At 67.0% G+C, this 16,456-nt stretch carries 19 protein-coding genes, 1 tRNA gene and 1 pseudogene; 9 read left to right on the top strand and 12 right to left on the bottom strand.

Going from position 1 to position 16,456, the window contains the following annotated elements; genetic code table 11:
* Positions 1-61 precede the first annotated feature (61 nt).
* Both D3877_RS02700 and D3877_RS02695 read right to left on the bottom strand, forming a co-directional pair.
* Positions 62-358 carry an ETC complex I subunit gene (locus D3877_RS02700; RefSeq protein ID WP_119829217.1) on the bottom strand — a complete coding sequence of 99 codons (297 nt, stop codon included), beginning with the start codon at positions 356-358 and terminating at the stop codon, positions 62-64.
* Between the two features lie 37 nt (positions 359-395).
* Positions 396-472 (bottom strand) — tRNA-Pro (locus tag D3877_RS02695).
* A 166-nt stretch (positions 473-638) separates the two neighbouring features.
* Here D3877_RS02695 and D3877_RS02690 point away from each other — a divergent pair.
* Positions 639-1,040 carry a hypothetical protein gene (locus tag D3877_RS02690; RefSeq protein WP_119829216.1) on the top strand — a complete coding sequence of 134 codons (402 nt, stop codon included), beginning with the start codon at positions 639-641 and terminating at the stop codon, positions 1,038-1,040.
* On the opposite strand, the gene D3877_RS02685 is transcribed toward D3877_RS02690, so the two are convergent.
* From D3877_RS02685 to D3877_RS02670, 4 genes are all read right to left on the bottom strand, one after another.
* Entirely contained in the window at positions 1,009-2,241 is a 1,233-nt protein-coding gene (locus tag D3877_RS02685; protein ID WP_119829215.1) for an ABC transporter permease, read from the bottom strand. The two genes, D3877_RS02690 and D3877_RS02685, sit on opposite strands and share 32 nt — an antisense overlap.
* On the bottom strand, positions 2,238-2,975 hold the full coding sequence (locus D3877_RS02680) for an ABC transporter ATP-binding protein (protein WP_274379596.1): 738 nt from the start codon (positions 2,973-2,975) through the stop codon (positions 2,238-2,240). Before D3877_RS02680 ends, D3877_RS02685 begins: the two co-directional genes overlap by 4 nt.
* Positions 2,965-4,593 carry an HlyD family secretion protein gene (locus D3877_RS02675; protein ID WP_119829214.1) on the bottom strand — a complete coding sequence of 543 codons (1,629 nt, stop codon included), beginning with the start codon at positions 4,591-4,593 and terminating at the stop codon, positions 2,965-2,967. Before D3877_RS02675 ends, D3877_RS02680 begins: the two co-directional genes overlap by 11 nt.
* Before the next feature lie 75 nt (positions 4,594-4,668).
* Positions 4,669-5,133, bottom strand: coding sequence for a DUF192 domain-containing protein (locus D3877_RS02670; protein WP_119829213.1), 465 nt, complete (start codon positions 5,131-5,133; stop codon positions 4,669-4,671).
* A gap of 476 nt (positions 5,134-5,609) precedes the next feature.
* Between D3877_RS02670 and D3877_RS30435 the strand changes: the two are divergent.
* The 3 genes and pseudogenes from D3877_RS30435 to D3877_RS02660 form a co-directional block, all read left to right on the top strand.
* Positions 5,610-5,693: pseudogene (locus D3877_RS30435) on the top strand (transposase); the annotation flags it as partial.
* Complete coding sequence (locus D3877_RS02665; RefSeq protein ID WP_238474840.1) at positions 5,665-6,105, top strand: glycosyltransferase; 441 nt, start codon at positions 5,665-5,667, stop codon at positions 6,103-6,105. The pseudogene D3877_RS30435 and the gene D3877_RS02665, both read left to right, overlap by 29 nt.
* Positions 6,102-6,431, top strand: a complete 330-nt coding sequence (locus D3877_RS02660; RefSeq protein ID WP_119829211.1) for a hypothetical protein — start codon at positions 6,102-6,104, stop codon at positions 6,429-6,431. Before D3877_RS02665 ends, D3877_RS02660 begins: the two co-directional genes overlap by 4 nt.
* A gap of 498 nt (positions 6,432-6,929) precedes the next feature.
* Here the strand turns inward: D3877_RS02660 and D3877_RS30430 are convergent, their stop codons facing one another.
* On the bottom strand, positions 6,930-7,184 hold the full coding sequence (locus D3877_RS30430; RefSeq protein WP_238474699.1) for a helicase-related protein: 255 nt from the start codon (positions 7,182-7,184) through the stop codon (positions 6,930-6,932).
* Positions 7,185-7,570: 386 nt separating this feature from the next.
* On the opposite strand from D3877_RS30430, the gene D3877_RS30775 reads away from it, so the two are divergent.
* Genes D3877_RS30775 through D3877_RS02635 form a run of 5 tightly spaced genes read left to right on the top strand, consistent with a single transcriptional unit; the run spans position 7,571 to position 10,501 of the window.
* Positions 7,571-7,699, top strand: coding sequence for a hypothetical protein (locus D3877_RS30775; RefSeq protein WP_274379595.1), 129 nt, complete (start codon positions 7,571-7,573; stop codon positions 7,697-7,699).
* A complete protein-coding gene (locus D3877_RS29710; protein WP_158599766.1) occupies positions 7,686-7,850 on the top strand; it encodes a hypothetical protein in 165 nt (54 codons plus the stop codon). The genes D3877_RS30775 and D3877_RS29710 overlap by 14 nt, the downstream gene beginning before the upstream one ends.
* Positions 7,847-8,623 carry a zinc ABC transporter ATP-binding protein AztA gene (gene aztA, locus D3877_RS02645; RefSeq protein ID WP_199720685.1) on the top strand — a complete coding sequence of 259 codons (777 nt, stop codon included), beginning with the start codon at positions 7,847-7,849 and terminating at the stop codon, positions 8,621-8,623. The genes D3877_RS29710 and aztA overlap by 4 nt, the downstream gene beginning before the upstream one ends.
* Positions 8,620-9,504: a metal ABC transporter permease gene (locus D3877_RS02640; RefSeq protein ID WP_119829209.1), complete on the top strand. Its 885-nt coding sequence runs from the start codon at positions 8,620-8,622 to the stop codon at positions 9,502-9,504. Before aztA ends, D3877_RS02640 begins: the two co-directional genes overlap by 4 nt.
* 34 nt (positions 9,505-9,538) lie before the next feature.
* A complete protein-coding gene (locus D3877_RS02635) occupies positions 9,539-10,501 on the top strand; it encodes a metal ABC transporter substrate-binding protein (RefSeq protein ID WP_119829208.1) in 963 nt (320 codons plus the stop codon).
* Between the two features lie 13 nt (positions 10,502-10,514).
* Here the strand turns inward: D3877_RS02635 and D3877_RS02630 are convergent, their stop codons facing one another.
* The 5 genes from D3877_RS02630 to D3877_RS02610 all read right to left on the bottom strand — a co-directional run bounded on the left by D3877_RS02630 (position 10,515) and on the right by D3877_RS02610 (position 16,248).
* A complete protein-coding gene (locus D3877_RS02630; RefSeq protein ID WP_119829207.1) occupies positions 10,515-11,486 on the bottom strand; it encodes a PDR/VanB family oxidoreductase in 972 nt (323 codons plus the stop codon).
* 26 nt (positions 11,487-11,512) lie between these two features.
* Positions 11,513-12,256 carry a GntR family transcriptional regulator gene (locus D3877_RS02625; protein WP_119829206.1) on the bottom strand — a complete coding sequence of 248 codons (744 nt, stop codon included), beginning with the start codon at positions 12,254-12,256 and terminating at the stop codon, positions 11,513-11,515.
* 29 nt (positions 12,257-12,285) lie between these two features.
* Positions 12,286-13,365: an aromatic ring-hydroxylating dioxygenase subunit alpha gene (locus D3877_RS02620; protein ID WP_238474698.1), complete on the bottom strand. Its 1,080-nt coding sequence runs from the start codon at positions 13,363-13,365 to the stop codon at positions 12,286-12,288.
* 254 nt (positions 13,366-13,619) lie between these two features.
* Entirely contained in the window at positions 13,620-15,032 is a 1,413-nt protein-coding gene (locus tag D3877_RS02615) for a methyl-accepting chemotaxis protein (protein WP_199720684.1), read from the bottom strand.
* Between the two features lie 61 nt (positions 15,033-15,093).
* Positions 15,094-16,248, bottom strand: a complete 1,155-nt coding sequence (locus D3877_RS02610) for a serine hydrolase domain-containing protein (RefSeq protein ID WP_119829203.1) — start codon at positions 16,246-16,248, stop codon at positions 15,094-15,096.
* Positions 16,249-16,456: the final 208 nt, after the last annotated feature.

Raw genomic sequence — 16,456 nt, 5'->3', positions numbered from 1 at the left:
TCTGAGCTTGTGGGAAAGACCAAGCCGTGGATTCAGGGTGAACCCACGGGCTTCAAAGGCCTCAGACGCGCGGACGGTCCATGCGGAAATTGTCGGCGTAGTTGCGCGGGCGAATGCGGCGCACCGGCGCGTCGGCGACCGAATAATCCCAGCCCTTGCGCTCGGCGAAGGCGATGGCCTCTTCCTTCGTCTCGAACATCAGGCGTACCTGGTTGAGCGTGTCGCCGGAGCTGGTCCAGCCCATCAGCGGTTCCGGGCGGCGCGGCGTCTCGATTTCGTAATCGAGCTGCCAGCGGTGCGTCTTGGCCCGACCGGACTGCATCGCCGTCTTGGTCGGCTGATAGATCCGCACGTTCATGGCTCGGCGTCCCCCTCGAAAATCGTTCCTGTGGCGGTGGTCGGGGAGCCCGGATTCGAACCGGAGACCTCCAGTACCCAAAACTGGCGCGCTACCAGACTGCGCTACACCCCGTCGCCGCGTTGTGAGATACACGAACGCCACGCCCACGGCAAGAAGTCGGCGCAAATTTCCGCGTCAGTTTCTTGACGAAAACGCCGCGTCGGGCGACGCCCGCCCCAGCGCGCGGCGTTTGGTCGCCCCGACCGTTCCGTTTCGCCAATGATTGGGATCCTCGCCCGTGCCCTCCCCCCTCCCCCGCGTCGCCCTGTTCACCCCCGATTTGACCGACCGGGCGGATCGCCGCGCGGTTGTGGCGCTGGCCCACGCGCTGGTCCAGGCGGGCCACCCCGTCGATCTCGTGGCGCCGATGGGGGGCGGGGCGTTGCGCGCGGCGCTGGATCCGGCCATCGGCCAGATTGATCTGGCCAAACGCCACGCGGCGACCTCCCCCCTGGCGCTGGCCCGGTGTTTGGCCGAACGGCGCCCGGCGGTTCTGGCGGCGCCCGCGTCGGTGTTTTGGGTGGCGCGCTTGGCCGCAAGGCTGGCGCGCAGCCCGGCGCGCACGGTGGCGCTCGCCGCCGATGCGACGCTGGACAAGCATCTCGCCGCTATTCGTGCCGCAGCGCGTCAATCGGGTTGAGGCGCGCGGCGCGGCGGGCCGGGTAGAGGCCGAAGAAAATGCCGATCAAGCCGCTGACCAGCACGGCCAACAGGATGGAATCGAGGCGAATCAGCGTCGGCCAGCCCGCCAGCTCCGCCACCAGCATGGCGGCTCCCACCCCGATCAACACGCCGAACCCGGCGCCGATCAACGACAGGGTGGTCGATTCGATCAGGAATTGGACCAGAATGTCCCGCCGCCGGGCGCCGATGGCCAGCCGCAAGCCGATCTCGCGCGTGCGCTCCGTCACCGACACCAGCATGATGTTCATGATGCCGATGCCGCCGACCAGCAGCGACACCGCCGCGACCGCCGCCAGCAAAAAGGACAGCGCGCGGGAGGATTCATCGCGGGTCGCCGACACGTCCGACAGGTTGCGCATCCAAAAATCATCGTCCTGACCGGGAACCAGCCGGTGGCGCTGGCGCAGAAGCTCGCGGATCTGCCGCTGCGCCTCCTCCTGATCCACCCCGTCTTGCAGCTTGACCGCCATGCTGTGGACAAAACGCGGGTTGGATTTCGCCATGCCGGGAATGTTGCGCTTGGCGGTGGACAGCGGAACGAAGATCACGTCGTCCTGATCCTGCCCCTGGGTGTTCTGCCCCTTCTCGCCCAGCACGCCAATGACGGTCAGCGGGGTGGAGAACACCCGCACCACCTCCCCCACCGGATCGCCGCCGCCGAACAGGTTGCGCACCACCGTCTGGCCCAGAACCACCACCTTGTTGGCCTGCGCGACATCCTCGTCGGACAGGCCGCGCCCGTGGGTTATGGTCCATTCGCGCGCCTCCAGATAATCGGGGGTGACGCCGAACAGAACGCTGCCCCAATTCTGGTTGCCCGCGACGATTTGCAAGCCCCACCGCACGGACGGAGCCGTCACCGCCACGCCGGGAATGTCGCGCAGGATCGCCGCCGCGTCGTCTTCGGTGAGGGTGGAGGCGCTGCCCGCCCCCAGCTTCACCCCGCCGCGCGCGACGCTGCCCTGCCCGACCAGCACCAGATTCGCGCCAAGGCTGGCGATCTGCCGCAACACCTGATCGCGCGCGCCCGACCCGACCGCCACCATGGCGATGACCGCCGCCACGCCGATGACGATGCCCAGCATGGTCAAGGCGCTGCGCAGCGGGCTGGCGCGCAGCGACTCCAAGGCCGACCGCAGGGCGTCGAGCGCGTTCACGCCACCGCCTCCGCGCTGAGCGCGTCCTCTGGGATCTGCGAATGGTCGCCGACCAGCCGCCCGTCGCGGAAACTCAACACCCGCCCGGCGTGACGGGCGACGTCCGGCTCATGCGTCACCAGCACGATGGTGATGCCCTGGCGATTCAGCCGCTGAAACAGCGCCATGATGTCGAGGCTGGTCGCGCTGTCGAGCGCGCCCGTCGGCTCGTCGGCCAGCAACAGCATGGGATCATTGACCAGCGCGCGGGCGATGGCGACGCGCTGCTGCTGGCCGCCCGACAGTTGGGTCGGGCGGTGATGCGCCCGCCGCTCCAGCCCGACGGCGGCCAGCGCCGCCCGCGCCCGCTCCCCCCGAGCCGCCCGGCCAAGCCCGGCGTAGACCATCGGCAGCTCGACGTTGGTCTGAGCGGTCTGGCGCGGCAGCAGATTGAAGGATTGGAAGACGAAGCCGATCTTGCGGTTGCGCACCGCCGCCAGCGCGTCCGACGACAGGCCGCCGACCTCCACCCCGTCCAGCCGGTAGCGTCCGCCGTCGGCGCGGTCCAGACAGCCCAGCAGATTCATGAAGGTGGATTTGCCCGACCCCGACGGCCCCATCACCGCCACGAACTCCCCCCGCCGCACCGTCGCCGTCACATGGTCGAGCGCGTGAACGACCTGCGGCCCCATCCGATAGGAGCGGGTCAGCCCCTCCACCGCGATGACCTCATCAGGTGGCGCGTCAGAAGCCAAGGCGCGGCCCCCGCCGGTTGTCGCGGTCGGGCGGGGCGACGCCGATGATGACCTCCTGCCCGGCGCGGAGATCCCCGGCGATCACCTCCGTCACGCTGCCGTCGCCAATGCCCAGACGCAGCGGCACGCCGACCGGCCCGGCGCTTCCCGGAATCCAGACCGTGCGCGTGGTTTCCGCCGTGCGGCGCGGCTCCACCAACCCCTCGAACCGTTCGCGTTGGGCGGGGTCGAGCAGCGCGGCGACACGGGCCAAGGTCTCGCTGCGGATGCGGGCGGCGGCGGTTCGGCGGCGTTCCGGGTCGCCGCCCTCGGCGTCGAGCGCCAGAAAACGGTCCCGCGCCTCGGTCGCCAAAGCGGCGACGTCGCGGCGGCGGGATTCGTCCAGCGCCAGACCGTCGGCCACCCGGCGGGTCGCCGCCTCCAACGCCTGAGCCGCCCGTCCGCCTTCTCCACCGCCCGAGGGGACGGCGGGCGCGTCGGCGGGCGGCTCGACGCCGGGCGGGCGGAAACGCAAAGCGGCGTTGGGGATTTTCAGCGCCGAAGGGCGTTCGTCCACCGTGATCCGCAGATTGGCGGTCATGCCCGGCAACAGCCGCATCTCGGGATTGTCCACCGTGATGACGACGATGTAGGTCACGACATTCTGGTCTTCCTTGGGGGCCAGACGGACCTGCGCCACCGTGCCGACGAACGGATCGCCGGGAAAGGCGTTGACGGTGAAGCGCACCGGCATGCCTTCGCGCACCCGCCCGATGTCGGCCTCGTCGATGTTGGCCAGCACCTCCATATGGCGAAGATCCTGGGCGATGGTGAAGAGCGTCGGGGCCGACAGGCTGGCCGCCACCGTCTGACCGGAATTGACCGCGCGATTCACCACCACCCCGTCGATGGGGGAGCGGATGACCGAGCGGTTGGCGTCCACCCGAACCAGTTGCAGCGCCGCTTCCCGCTGGGCGACCTGGGCGCGGGCGACGCCGATCTGGGCGATCCCGACCTCCAGCGAGGCTTCCGCCGACGCCACCCCGGCCTCGGCCTGCTGTTTTTGCGCCAGGGCGGCGACGCGCTGGGCCTGGGCGCTGCGGGCGGCGGTTTCCGCCTTTTCCAGATCGGCGGCGGCGATCACGCCGCGCCCGCGCAGATCCTGCCGCCGGACCAAATCACGCTCCGCCTCGCGCAACGCCAGATCGGCGCGCACCACCTGGGCGTCGGCGTTGGCGACGTTGGCCTTGGCGTTGGCGACGTCGGCGCGCGCCTTGTCCTGCTGGGCCTGCTGCTGGGCCAGGCTGGCGCGCGCGGAATCCAGATCGGCTGCGGCCTGCGCCAGACGGGCGTCCAGTTGATCGCCGTTCAGCCGGGCGAGAACCTGCCCCTTGGACACCCGGCTGTTGAAATCGGCGTTCAACTCCGCGATCTGGCCGGAGAGTTGCGAGCTGACCTCCACCGTCACCAGGGCGCTCATCGTGCCGGTGGCGGTGATGGCGCTGACCAGCGGACCTTGCTCGATCCGCGCCAGCCGGTAGAGCGGCGGCGCCTCGGCCCGCGCCAGCAGGACATAGGCCGCCGCCCCGCCGCCCAGAATCAGCGCCGCCGTCAGACCGATCACCCGCCGCCCGTTCATTCCGCCACCCGTCTTGTTGGCGACAAGATGGGGGCGGCGCTCATCGGTGGAAAGGTCTGCGGCGGAAAGCCCGGATCACTTCGGTCCGAAGGTCGCATGAACCACCCGGTCGCCGGGGCGGATGCCCAGCCGGGCGCTCATCCCGCCGTTCAGCTCCAAAATCGCCTTCACCGGCCCGGCGGAGTTGACCGAATCGAGCGATTGCGGGACCGCGCGGTCATGAATGTTCACGATCCGCCCATCGGCGCCGATGAACAGCATGTCCAGCGAAATCAGCGTGTTTTTCATCCAAAAGCTGGCCGGTTGAACCCGGTCATAGACGAACAGCATTCCAGCGTCGTCGGCCATCGTCTGACGAAACATCAAGCCTTGCGCCTGCTGCGCCGGAGTCAGCGCCAGTTCGATGTCGAAGCGGAACTTGCCCCCGCCCGCCGTTTCGACGGTCAGGGTGGATTTCTGGAAGCTCTCCAGCGCGGCGGCGGGCAAGGCCGCCAGCATCAGCATTCCGAACAGCACCGCCCGCATCATCCGCCCGATCATCGCGCCCAATCCCGCTTCCTGTTAAGACCGCCCGACGATGCCCGCCCCCACCGCGCTTGTCCAGTGACTGGAGTCGCCCTGGAAAAGTGGAGAGTCTTTTGAGAAAACACAGGGTATCAAGAGGAATCCATGACGAACAATAAATAATGTGGAAATTGAAATATAACTCAATCATAAAAATGTGCGGATTGCCGATATAATAGATCGAACTTCGGTGCGATTTCTAGGATTAATTTTGAAATTATATTATGAATAAACCAAATTAATTCCAGATATTTTTAATAAAAATACCTTATTTTGCTTTAATGTATTCAGAATTATTTTCTCAGATTGCATGATGACCTACGGCATTCCCCCGAATGCACGCTGAGTTGAAGGCTGAAGGTGAGGGCGGCGGTCGCCATCGCATCACCCACCTGATGCGGGACAACGGCATGCATGGTGAAGTCCATGGCGTTCATCCGCTCCAGGGCTTTTCTGGCTGCGGCGGGCGGCTTTTGCCGAAAGATTTCCCACCGTGGCAGACGGTGTATTGGTGGTTCCGGCAATTCGTTCGGCGACCGAGCGCTGCCTTCCCGGCGCGTCGTCTTTCTCGGCCATCTTCCCTATGACCATTACGTAGCCGCCATCCAGGTGTCTCGCGTCCATGTCCACCTGACCTACCCCTTCGTCCTGTCCTGGTCGATGATGGAGGCGATGGCGCTCGGCTGTGTGGTGGTCGGGTCCGACACCGCGCCGGTGCGGGACGTCATCCGCGACGGCGAGAACGGCCTCCTGGCCGATTTTTTCACCCCGGAGACCATCGCTGACCGGGTCGTGGATGTGCTGAGGGATCCCGGCGCCTTTGCCGCGCTGGGGCGGGCGGCCTGCGAAACAGCAATCGACGGCTACAATCTGCCCGATTGCCTGGCGCGGCAGATCGGTCTGCTGCGGCCTTCACGCCGCCAGGTGAGGCGGACAGCGTGTCGGTGAGTCCACTGGGCAAGGCGCTGACCGGCGCCGCCGCAAAGCTGTTCAAGGAACTGGACTCGAAGACGCGGGGCAAGCTGGACGATCTCGTCAGCACTGGCGTGCTCAAGGCTGAGAATGTCGTCAAGGGCTTGCGCGGGATCGCCGAGGATGCCGTCGAGGAACGGTATGGGAAGGAGTTGCCGCTGAACGCGGAGGAAACCCGGATACTCCCTCCTGCCCTGTTCCCGGCACGGGTCGGTCGATACTCTGGGAAACCCGCCTGTCGCAACGTCACCCACGACCCCAGATGCTTATGCTACACAAAATGTGCGCATCCACAACTTTGACAGCGTGCAGGAGTATGATTCCCCCCCGAGGATCTGTCGGTCCTGTTCGACCGCCCGGCGCTGCTCCTCGAAAGCCAGAACGGCAGCGGCAAAACTTCCATTCTCAACGCCGATGTCGGCGCCGCGCTGGGAGTGACGGTTTCGGTCCTTCCGACGCCCGGATGCGCCAGCAGGCAGCGGCGTTTCGTTGGCGCTGGAAGAACAGACCATCCTTCCAGCACCCATCATGGGCGACCGCATCGACGCGCATCGGGGACGTCTGATCGCCGTCACGACGGACGATGAGGTTCCGATTTTCAAACATGTCGGCGAGGCCGTGCCCGGATCGCCGCATTTGCGTCTGTTCGAAAGCGTTGGCGGCCTTGGCGATTCCCGCCTGATCGCGATGGAAGCGGTGGACAGCCCGCCCATTCGCCCGCCCCGCTTCACCGAAGCCCATGAGGTTGTCGGCGTGCTCTCCACACAGACCGATGAAGGCGCCAAAGAATCGTCTCGTCGTCACACCGCCGTTCGGCCAGGGGCCGGAGTCGCCCCCAGCAACCGGCGCGCGATGTCTGGCAACGCCGCCGGTTCCAGCCTTTGGCTGGCGAAAGAATGCCCGGCGCGGCGGCCGGAGCGGCCCATCCGTTGGCGCAGGCTGGCCACCGACCAGGGCGGGCCGATCTGCGCCACGCTGGCGATGTCGCCGATGTCGATGCCCAGTTCCAGCGTCGCCGTGCAGACCGCCGCCGTCGGCAACGGCCCTTCGCGCAAGCGGTCTTCGACGAAGGCGCGGTGGTCGCGCGACAGGTTGGCCTGATGCGGAAAGAACTCGTTGGAGACATGCTCGCGCGCGCAGAACCACCACGCCGCGCGTCACCGACAGGCCACGATCCAGAAAGGCTTGGCCCAGCGCGCGCACGCTTGCCAGCGCCTGGGCGTAGGTGATCTCCCGCCACGCCCCATCGGCGCCGCGCTGGGCCAGGAACAGCCAGTCGGGCGCCTCGCACGCCCAATGCTCCAGCCGCAGGGTCAGCTTGTCGGGATAGGGCGTGGAGCGAACGCGCGTTCTCCTGCCCCATCCGATTTCCGCTTGCAAGAATTGATATGTTATAACATATCTATTTAGCCTCCATCAATGGACCCCAGAGATTAAACGCATGTTGGACGCTCCCCTTGCCGCGCCGGGCGCACCCTCGGCCTCTCCCATCGGCCAGGAGGCGGCGGCGGCCCCCCGCAACACCGGATCCGCCCGTCTGATTTTGCGCAGCGATCATGACCCGCGTTGATCCAAAGACCGCCCGGCGCCGCTCACCGCTGGCCACGTCGGCGGGCGCGCGCGTGATGGCGGTTCTGCTGCTGTGCGTCCTGCTGTGGATCACGGTCGCCTGGGCCTTGGATTGGTTCACCTTGGGTGGGATTGTCGAGGATCCGTCATGATCGCTCACGCCATGGCCGCTCGAACGGCGCCGGATGATCTGGTTCGCCTGCATGATCTGACGCTGGGCTATCGCCGCCATCCGGCGGTGCATCACCTGTCTGGAGCCTTCCGCGCCGGGTCCTTGACCGCCGTGGTCGGCCCGAACGGCGCGGGAAAAAGCACCCTGTTGAAGGCCATCGCCGGAACCCTACGACCGCTGAGCGGGCGTGTCGTTCTCACCGGAGCGCAGCGACGCGACATCGCCTTTCTGCCGCAACAGGCCGAGATCGACCGCAGCTTTCCCATCGACGTGCTCGACACCGTGCTGCTCGGCCATTGGCGGCGGGTCGGCCTTTTTGGCGCCGTCACGCGGCGCCAGATCGAGCAGGCGGGCGAGGCGCTCGCCGCCGTCGGTTTGCCGGGGTTCGAGCGGCGCCCGATCGGCGCGCTGTCCGCCGGGCAATTCCAACGCGTGCTGTTCGCCCGGTTGCTGGTGCAGGACGCCCGCCTGATTCTGCTCGACGAACCCTTCACCGCCATCGACGCCCGCACCACCGCCGACCTGCTCGACGTCGTCCGGCGTTGGCACGGCGAGGAACGGACCGTGGTCGCGGTTCTGCACGACATCGAACAGGTCCGCGCCCATTTTCCCGACACGCTGCTGCTGGCCCGCGAGGCCATCGCCTGGGATCGCACCGACGACAGCCTGACCGCCGCGAATCTGAAACGCGCCCGCGCCATGGCCGAAGCCTGGGATGAGAGCGCCACGCCCTGCCGGAGGTCCACGCCATGATAGCGCCCGACGCTCTGTTTGACGCCGTGGTCGGTCCCTTTCTTGAATTCGCCTTCATGCGCCGGGCGCTGGCGGCTTGTTTGGCGTTGGCGTTGGGCTGCGGGCCGGTTGGCGTGCTGCTGGTCCTGCGGCGGATGAGCCTGATGGGCGACGCCATGTCCCACGCCGTGTTGCCGGGGGCCGCCATCGGCTTTCTCGCCGCCGGTCTGTCGCTGTGGGCGATGAGCCTCGGCGGCTTCCTCGCCGGTCTGGCGGTGGCGTTGCTGGCCGGACTGGTGTCGCGCGCCACCGACCTGCGCGAAGACGCCAGCTTCGCCGCCTTTTACCTGATCTCGCTGGCGGGCGGCGTGCTGATCGTGTCGCTGCGCGGCAGCAACATCGACCTGATGCATGTGCTGTTCGGCACCATTCTGGCGGTGGACGACGCCGGGCTGCTGATGGTGGCGGGCATCTCCACCGTGACGCTTCTGACCTTGGCCCTGCTCTACCGCCCCTTGCTGGTCGAGTGTTTCGATCCCGGCTATCTGCGCGCGGTCGGCGGGCCGGGGGCCGCCTGCCATCTTGTGTTCCTGGTTTTGGTCGTTCTCAATCTGGTTGGCGGCTTCCAGGCGCTGGGAACCCTGATGGCCGTTGGCCTGATGATGCTGCCCGCCGCCACCGCGCGCTTTTGGGCCGAACGAATCTGGTCGCTGGCCCTGGTCGCCATGGCCATCGCCTTTGCCTCGGGCGTCGGCGGATTGCTGCTGTCCTTTCATCTCAACCTGCCGTCCGGGCCGTCGATCATTCTGGTCGCCGGAACCGCCTATCTGCTGTCCGTCGGGCTTGGCCCGGTCGGCAGCCTGCGGGCGCGCTGGTTTCCCGGTCGGCACCTCGAAGCCTGAATCCACGCCCCCTCACCCATGGAGTTCGCGCGCTATGAAACGCAGCTTTGCCGCCACGCTGGCGGCGGCCCTCACCCTGTTCGCCCTTCCCAGCCTTTCCCTTCCCGCCTTGGCCGAGCCGGTCAAGGTGGTGGCGACCTTTTCAATTCTCGGCGACCTGGTTCGCCAGATCGGCGGCGACGAGGTCGCGGTGACGACGCTGGTCGGCCCGGACGGCGACGCCCATGTCTATGAACCCACCCCCGCCGACGCGCGCGCTCTCGGCGCCGCCAATCTGGTGGTGGCCAATGGGCTGGGCATGGAGGGTTGGATCGACCGTCTGGTCAAGGCGTCGGGCTACAAGGGGCCGATCACCGTCACCAGCAAGGGCGTCCCCCCCATCGCTGGCGAAGAGGAGCCGGACGCCAAGGGCCATGACGCGAAGGAGCATGACGCGAAGGACCATGCCGGGCATGGCGCGCACGCCCATGACCCGCACGCCTGGCAGTCGGTCGCCAACGCCAAAATCTACGCCGACAACATCCTGAAGGGCCTGGTCGCCGTCGCTCCGGCCAAGGCGGACGCGCTGCGGGCCAACCACACCGCCTTCCGCGCCAAACTCGACGCGGTCGAGGCCGAGATCAAGACGGCGCTGGCGCCAATTCCGCGCAAGGAGCGCAAGATCGTCACCTCGCACGACGCCTTCGGCTATTACGCCAAGGCCTATGGCGTGACCTTCCTGGCCCCGGTTGGGCTGTCAACCGAGGCCGAGGCGTCGGCGGGCGACATCGCCACGCTGATCCGTCAGATCAAGAAGGAAAAGGTCAAGGCGGTCTTCGTGGAAAGCATCGCCGACCCCCGCCTGCTGGAGCAGATCACCCGGGAAACCAGCGCCCGCATCGGCGGTCGGGTCTATTCCGACGCGCTGTCCGCCGCCGATGGCCCCGCCGCCACCTACATCGACATGATGCGCCACAATCTGGGCCAATTCACCAAGGCGCTCACCCCAGCCTCGTAACGCCTCCCCGGCGTCAGTCCCGGCGCGCGGTGTCGATGGTGACGCCGCCGCCGGCAACGCGCGACACGCAGGCGCACAGCCGGTGATTTTCCGCCTTCTGCCCGTCGCTGAAAAACACGTCGCGGTGATCGACCTCGCCCTCCACGGCCAGAATGTCCACCGCGCACAGGCCGCATTCGCCCCGGCGGCAATCGGACAGCAACTCAACCCCCGCCGCTTCCAGCGCGTCGAGCATCGAGCGGTTGTCCGGCACTGTGATCGTCTTGCCCAAGCGGGGGATGCGGACGGTGAAGGCTTCCGGCGCGAAACGTCCGCTGTTGCCGAAGGATTCAAAGCGCAACCGCTCCATCGGGCGACCGCTCTGGCGCCATTGGCGGCGCGCCGCCTCCATCAAACCGATGGGGCCGCAGAGATACAGCTCGCCGTCGGGGTCCAGCCCGTCGATGGCGGCGGCCAGATCCATCCGCTGCCCCTCCTCATCGACATAGGTTTCCAGCCGGTCGCCCAGCCGCTCGCGCAACTCGTCGGCGAAGGCCAGTTCCGCGCGCTGGCGGCAGGCGTAAAGCATCCGCAGTTTCGCGCCGCGCGCCGCCAGGGTCATCGCCATGCCATGGATCGGCGTGACGCCGATGCCCCCGGCGATCAGCAGATAATCGGGACGGCCCAGCGTCAGCTCGAACAAATTTTGCGGTTCGGAGATCCGCAGCCGCGCGCCGGGGGCGAGACTCCACATGTAGGCCGAGCCGCCCCGGCTTTCCTTCAAACGCTTGACCGCGATGCGGTACGCGCCATCCTCGGCGACGCCGATCAGCGAATAGCAGCGGGCATCAGTTTGCCCGTCGATGGTCACGGTCACGCTGATGTGGCTTCCCGGCGCCGGAGGTTTGGCCGGGTTGGCCGGTTCAATCTCGAACAGGCGGATGTCGGCGGCCAGGTCGCGCGTCGCGCGCAGCCGGGCGTCCTGCCAGTCAATGGCGAAGCGCATGGGATTCCTCGCAGAAATGGGTTTGGTCAGGCGCTGCGCAACCGGATCAGGGAGGCCCCCGGCACCCGGTCGAGCTGGCGCTGGTTTTTCACGGAGATGTCCAGATTGCGGCGGGCCAGACGGGAATGCTCGCGCGCCAGATGGTCGGCGCGGCTGCCCTCCCCATTCTCGATGGCGTCGAGAATGGCGCGGTGATGCTCCTGCGCGATCACCAGGATCTCGCGGGATTCCGGCAATTCGGCCTGCACCCGCACAAAGGCGCCGGGGGAGGCGAAGGGCAGCGACAGCACCCGCTCCATCGACCGCTTCAGAACCGGGCTGTCGGCCAGTTGCAGCAACAGCCCATGGAACTGGTCGTTCAGGCGGATGTAGTCGGAAAAATCGTCGATGGTCAGGTCGCGTTGGCGGACCAGCGCGTCCAGACTGCCGACGACGTCGCGCAGGCCGCGCAATTCATCCCGGCTCAGGCGGCGTTCGGCGGCCCGCTGCGCCGCCATGCCTTCCAGCACGCCGCGCAGTTGGATGGCGTCGGCGATGTCGGCCTCGCTGAAGGCGCGGACGACGAAGCCGCCGGTGGGCAGGCAATCAACCAGCCCCTCCTCCTCCAGCCGGACCAGCGCGACGCGGACGGGCGTGCGCGACACGCCCAGCCGCTCGACGATGCCCAGCTCCGACACCCGTTCGCCCGGGCTGAGTTCGCCGTTCAGGATCAGCTCCCGCAGTTGCAGGAGCGTGCGAACGGTCTGCGACGCGCGGGGTTGCTCATCCATGGCGGTTCCCTCTGGCCTTCACCGACGGATCATTCCGCCGCCTGCCGGATCGGCGACGGCGCTGACGCTTGTTCAGCGCGAATCATACGGTCGATCAGGCGGCGCGACCACATCGCCCCAGCGTCGATGTTCAGGTTGTAAAAGGCCCGCTCGGGGTGGTCGTCGATGGCCTGCTGCTGGGCCTCCAGGATCACCTCATCCTCGCCGAAGATGCGGGTGACGCCGTCGCGCAGCTCCGCCGTCAGTTTCTGTTCGCCCAACTTGTAGTTGCGGCAGAAGGCCCAGAAATAGTGACAGGTCTTGTCGGTTTCCGGCGTGATGGTGTTCAGGACAAAGCCGTTCACCCCTTGCGAACGGTCGCCCTCCGGCGCGCCGGTCCCAGTCGGGGCGACGCCGACGTCGATGGTGATCGTGCAAGGTCCCTCAAACCGGATGATCTGCCAACGGTCCACGTTGCCGGGCTTGCCAAGCTGCTTGGCCCAGAAGGGCGGCGGCTCGATGTCGCGCATCCAACGCGTGACCGTGACGAATTGGTCGTTGTGCGTCACCTCGAACGGGGCCTCGGCCACCGCGCGGTTGCCGATGCTCGACGCATGCACGAAGGCTTCGTGCGTCAGATCCATCAGGTTGTCGAGCACCAGCCGGTAATCGCATTTCACCTGGATGAGACGGCCATCCCCGGCCCATGCGGGATCATGGTTCCAATGCATGTCCGGGATCGTCGCCGGATCGGCCAGCGCCGGATCGCCCATCCACACCCAGGCGAAGCGGTGACGCTCCACCACCGGATAGCGCCGGACGCAGGCCGACGGGTTGATGGTTTCCTGCGACGGCATGCCGACGCAGCGGCCTTCGGGGTTGAACACCAACCCGTGATAGCCGCAAACGAGGTTGTCGCCCTCCAGCCGCCCTTTGGACAGCGGCAGCAGACGGTGCCAGCAAGCGTCTTCCAGCGCGACGATGGCGTCGTCGGCCCGGCGGTACAGAACCAGCTTTTTGCCGCAGATGGTGCGCGGCAGCAATTCGCGCCGCAGTTCGACGTCATAAGCGGCGGCGTACCACGCGTTCATTGGGAAATTCGGCGTGGAGTCCCTGGCGGTGTCGGTCAACGCTCCCTCCCTTGGGGCTGGCGTTCATGGGGCTTGGGATTCGGCGCATCTCGGATCGTCGCCGTTGAGCAATGTATACATTTTCCCGATCTGGATTCCAAGACTGATTGTGATGCAAAATCACAGTTTGCGCATGAATCCGTATCAGAACGTCTTTATATCGCTGATTTTGCAGAGTGTTCGGCCATGGCGCGCGGATGATGATTCAGATCAAAGCCGGACGCTGTATACATTTTGGAGAGAGCGCGCGGCGATCAGCGCCCCGGATCGGGCAGAACGGCCATGCTGAAAGCCCCCCACTGGCGCCCTTGCACGAAAACCGGGGCGTTCATGATCTTGATGAGCACCCGCTGCCCCCCACCCATGTCGCGCTGCATGGTGTGGATCGACAGGCGCGACGAGCGGGCGGCCTTCAAGGCGGCGCGGAACTGATACAGACGCCGCCCCCGGCAATGCGCCATGTTCCACACCGGATCGGCGCCTTGCGGCTGATTGTAGGCCCGGTTGTGAGTCGGCAGATAGCCGTTGCGGTCGCAGAGGGTGGCGAAGGCGACGCGCGGGCTGAGATCCAGCAGCGGCTCCTGCACCGGCGGCAGCAGCCGGTCGGTCAGGTTGGTGAAGCGGGAGAGGAACTGTTGCGGGTCACTGCCGGGAATGGGCTGATAATCCTCGTCGAACAGCGCCGGAAGGCTGATGTCGCCCCGCTGGACCGCCGCCTCGAACAAGGCGGACACCTGGGCCGCCGCGTCGGCGGTGGCGCGCAGGAACGGGGTTTCGTCGGTTGGAATCGGGCTGGTCCCGACATAGTCGATCAACGCCTCGCTGGTTTCCAACAACGCGCCCAACCGTTGGTTGGCCAATTCCAGATGACGCGCCGACCCGGCCACCGCCGGTTCCAGATCGTCCAATTCCCGCTCCACCGCGCCGCAGCGTTCGAGATTGCCCCGCACGCTGTCGGCGATGTCGCGGGTGGCGGCGTGGACCTGGGCGAAGATCCCCTCCATCCGCCCGACCACCGTCTCGATCAGGCCGGTGCCTGCGCGGGCCTGGGTGGCGCTGGCGGTCGCCGTGGCGCTGTCACGGATCAACCCAACGACTTGGCTGGTCAACGCCTGCACGGTTTCGCCGATTTGCACCGTCGCCGTCTGGGTTTGCCGGGCCAGCTCCTTGACCTCCGTCGCCACCACGGCGAAGCCGCGCCCCGCCTCCCCCGCCCGCGCCGCCTCGATGGTGGCGTTCAACGCCAACAGGTTGGTTTGCTTGGCGATGGCCTGGATCGCCCGCGACACCGCCGCGACTTGCGTCAGCGAGCTGTTGACCAGCGCCAACTGCCGTTCCATCCGGGCGACCCCGTCGATCAGCCCGGTGATTTCCCGCACCGCGCTGGCCACCGCCGCGTGGGAGTCGCCCGCCTCGGTCGCGGCGGCGGCGGCGAGCGCGCTGGCCCGGTCAGCGTTGCGGTCGATGTCGGCGTTGGCGCCGGTCATGGCGTCCACGGCGCCGCGCAGGGTGCGGAACTGTTCGCCCTGGCGCAGGACCACAGCGGACACGTCTTGCAGGTTGGCGGTGACGCCCGCCAACTCAAGACCGACGCCGCCGATTCGCCGATCAACTTCCTGGACAATGGCGACGGCGGATTCGGCCAATGCGGAGGTGGGGGACGTCATGATGGTTGAAATCCAAAAGCGTTGAGGGGACAGCATGGGGGCTGTCCCCCCATGCCAGGGTTCAGCCGCCGATCACCGCGTCGCGCACCGCGTCGGCGAAGGGACCAATCATGCCGGACACCGCCGTGTTGGTGACGACGACGACGCTGGTCCGACGAACGGGATCGACCCAGAAATGCGAACCGAAGACGCCAAACCAGCCCCAGCTTCCCGGCGAACAGGGGCTGCCCGCCGTCGCAGGGTCGGTCAGCACGCCAAAGCCAAGGCCAAAGCCCCAACCGGGGCCGGGGATGAAAACCGGGATATCCCCGGTGGCCGATCCGGTCATCAGCGCGCAGGATTCCGGCGACAGCACGGCCCCGCCGCCGGTGCGGATCGCTTCCAGGAAGGTCAGATAGTCAGGCGCGGTTCCCGTCATGCCGCTGCCGCCCGACGGAAACAGCGTCTGCGAGAAGGCCCGCGACGGGCGGTAGATCAGGCGGGACGGCCCGAACATCACGCTGTCCGGTTCCTCCATCCGCCGCGCGCCCGCGTCGCCGTCGATGTAGGCGGGGGCCAGCCGCGTCGGGTCGTCGGCGCCGAACCGGGTGTTCGTCATGCCCAGCGGCCCCGTCACCCACCGGGCCACCGACGCCGCCAGATCGCCGCCGTCAGCCCGCGCGATCACCGCCCCCAACACGTCGGTCGCCACCGAATAGCACCAACCGGCCCCCGGCTCGAACAGCAGCGGGGCGGACGCGACGCGCGCCAGATTGTCGTCCAACGACAGCCCCGTCGTTTCCAACCCGTCGGACACGTCGGCTTGGTGATACGGCCCATCGGGCGGTTGCAGAAAGCGATAGCCCAACCCGGCGGTGTGGCTCAGCAGATGGCGCAGACGGATGACCGGGCGGCGGCCATCGGGAAGGGCGGGCTGGAAAGCGGGCAGCCAATCGGCGACCGGCCCGTCGAGCGCCAACACGCCCCGCTCCACCAGCGCCAACGCCGCCGCCGAGACCAGCGGCTTGGTGAGCGAGGCGAAGCGGACCGGAAGGGTGTCGGTCATCAGCGCGCCGTTTTCCTGGTCGGCGTGGCCGAAGGCGCGGCGGTAGAGCGTCTCGCCATCCTGGGCGACCAGAACGGTTCCACCGGCGATCCGCCCGGCGGCGACAACGCCGTCCAGGATTCGGTCCAGCGCGAGAGACAGGTTTGAAGCGTTCGCGGACGGGTTGGTCATGCTCGGCAACTCATCGTCAAGAGGAAGGGAAAACGGGAAAGACCCAAACGAATCAAAGGAGTTCGTCCGCCATGGCAACGATCCGCAACGCTCACATTTGGTATTTTATATAACAGTTTGTTTGTTAATCAATTAGCTTTTATCATCATCATGAACAGCGCCAGAAAATCCGACGCGCAAGACCGGCATGCAGCGGTATGATCGCGGA

The sequence above is a fragment of the Azospirillum cavernae genome, assembly GCF_003590795.1.
GTDB lineage: Bacteria > Pseudomonadota > Alphaproteobacteria > Azospirillales > Azospirillaceae > Azospirillum > Azospirillum cavernae.
This window is presented reverse-complemented; position numbering and strand designations above follow the sequence as displayed.

Excerpts from the sequence above, each read along its gene's own strand:
- aztA (WP_199720685.1), top strand. The coding sequence starts at position 7,847 with ATGATCGCTCACGCCATGGCCGCTCGAACGGCGCCGGATGATCTGGTT.
- D3877_RS02640 (WP_119829209.1), top strand. The coding sequence starts at position 8,620 with ATGATAGCGCCCGACGCTCTGTTTGACGCCGTGGTCGGTCCCTTTCTT.
- D3877_RS02625 (WP_119829206.1), bottom strand. The coding sequence starts at position 12,256 with ATGGATGAGCAACCCCGCGCGTCGCAGACCGTTCGCACGCTCCTGCAA.
- D3877_RS02675 (WP_119829214.1), bottom strand. The coding sequence starts at position 4,593 with ATGAACGGGCGGCGGGTGATCGGTCTGACGGCGGCGCTGATTCTGGGC.
- D3877_RS02630 (WP_119829207.1), bottom strand. The coding sequence starts at position 11,486 with ATGCGCTTCGCCATTGACTGGCAGGACGCCCGGCTGCGCGCGACGCGC.
- D3877_RS30775 (WP_274379595.1), top strand. The coding sequence starts at position 7,571 with ATGTTGGACGCTCCCCTTGCCGCGCCGGGCGCACCCTCGGCCTCTCCC.
- D3877_RS29710 (WP_158599766.1), top strand. The coding sequence starts at position 7,686 with ATGACCCGCGTTGATCCAAAGACCGCCCGGCGCCGCTCACCGCTGGCC.
- D3877_RS02700 (WP_119829217.1), bottom strand. The coding sequence starts at position 358 with ATGAACGTGCGGATCTATCAGCCGACCAAGACGGCGATGCAGTCCGGT.
- D3877_RS02615 (WP_199720684.1), bottom strand. The coding sequence starts at position 15,032 with ATGACGTCCCCCACCTCCGCATTGGCCGAATCCGCCGTCGCCATTGTC.
- D3877_RS02670 (WP_119829213.1), bottom strand. The coding sequence starts at position 5,133 with ATGATCGGGCGGATGATGCGGGCGGTGCTGTTCGGAATGCTGATGCTG.
- D3877_RS02610 (WP_119829203.1), bottom strand. The coding sequence starts at position 16,248 with ATGACCAACCCGTCCGCGAACGCTTCAAACCTGTCTCTCGCGCTGGAC.
- D3877_RS02635 (WP_119829208.1), top strand. The coding sequence starts at position 9,539 with ATGAAACGCAGCTTTGCCGCCACGCTGGCGGCGGCCCTCACCCTGTTC.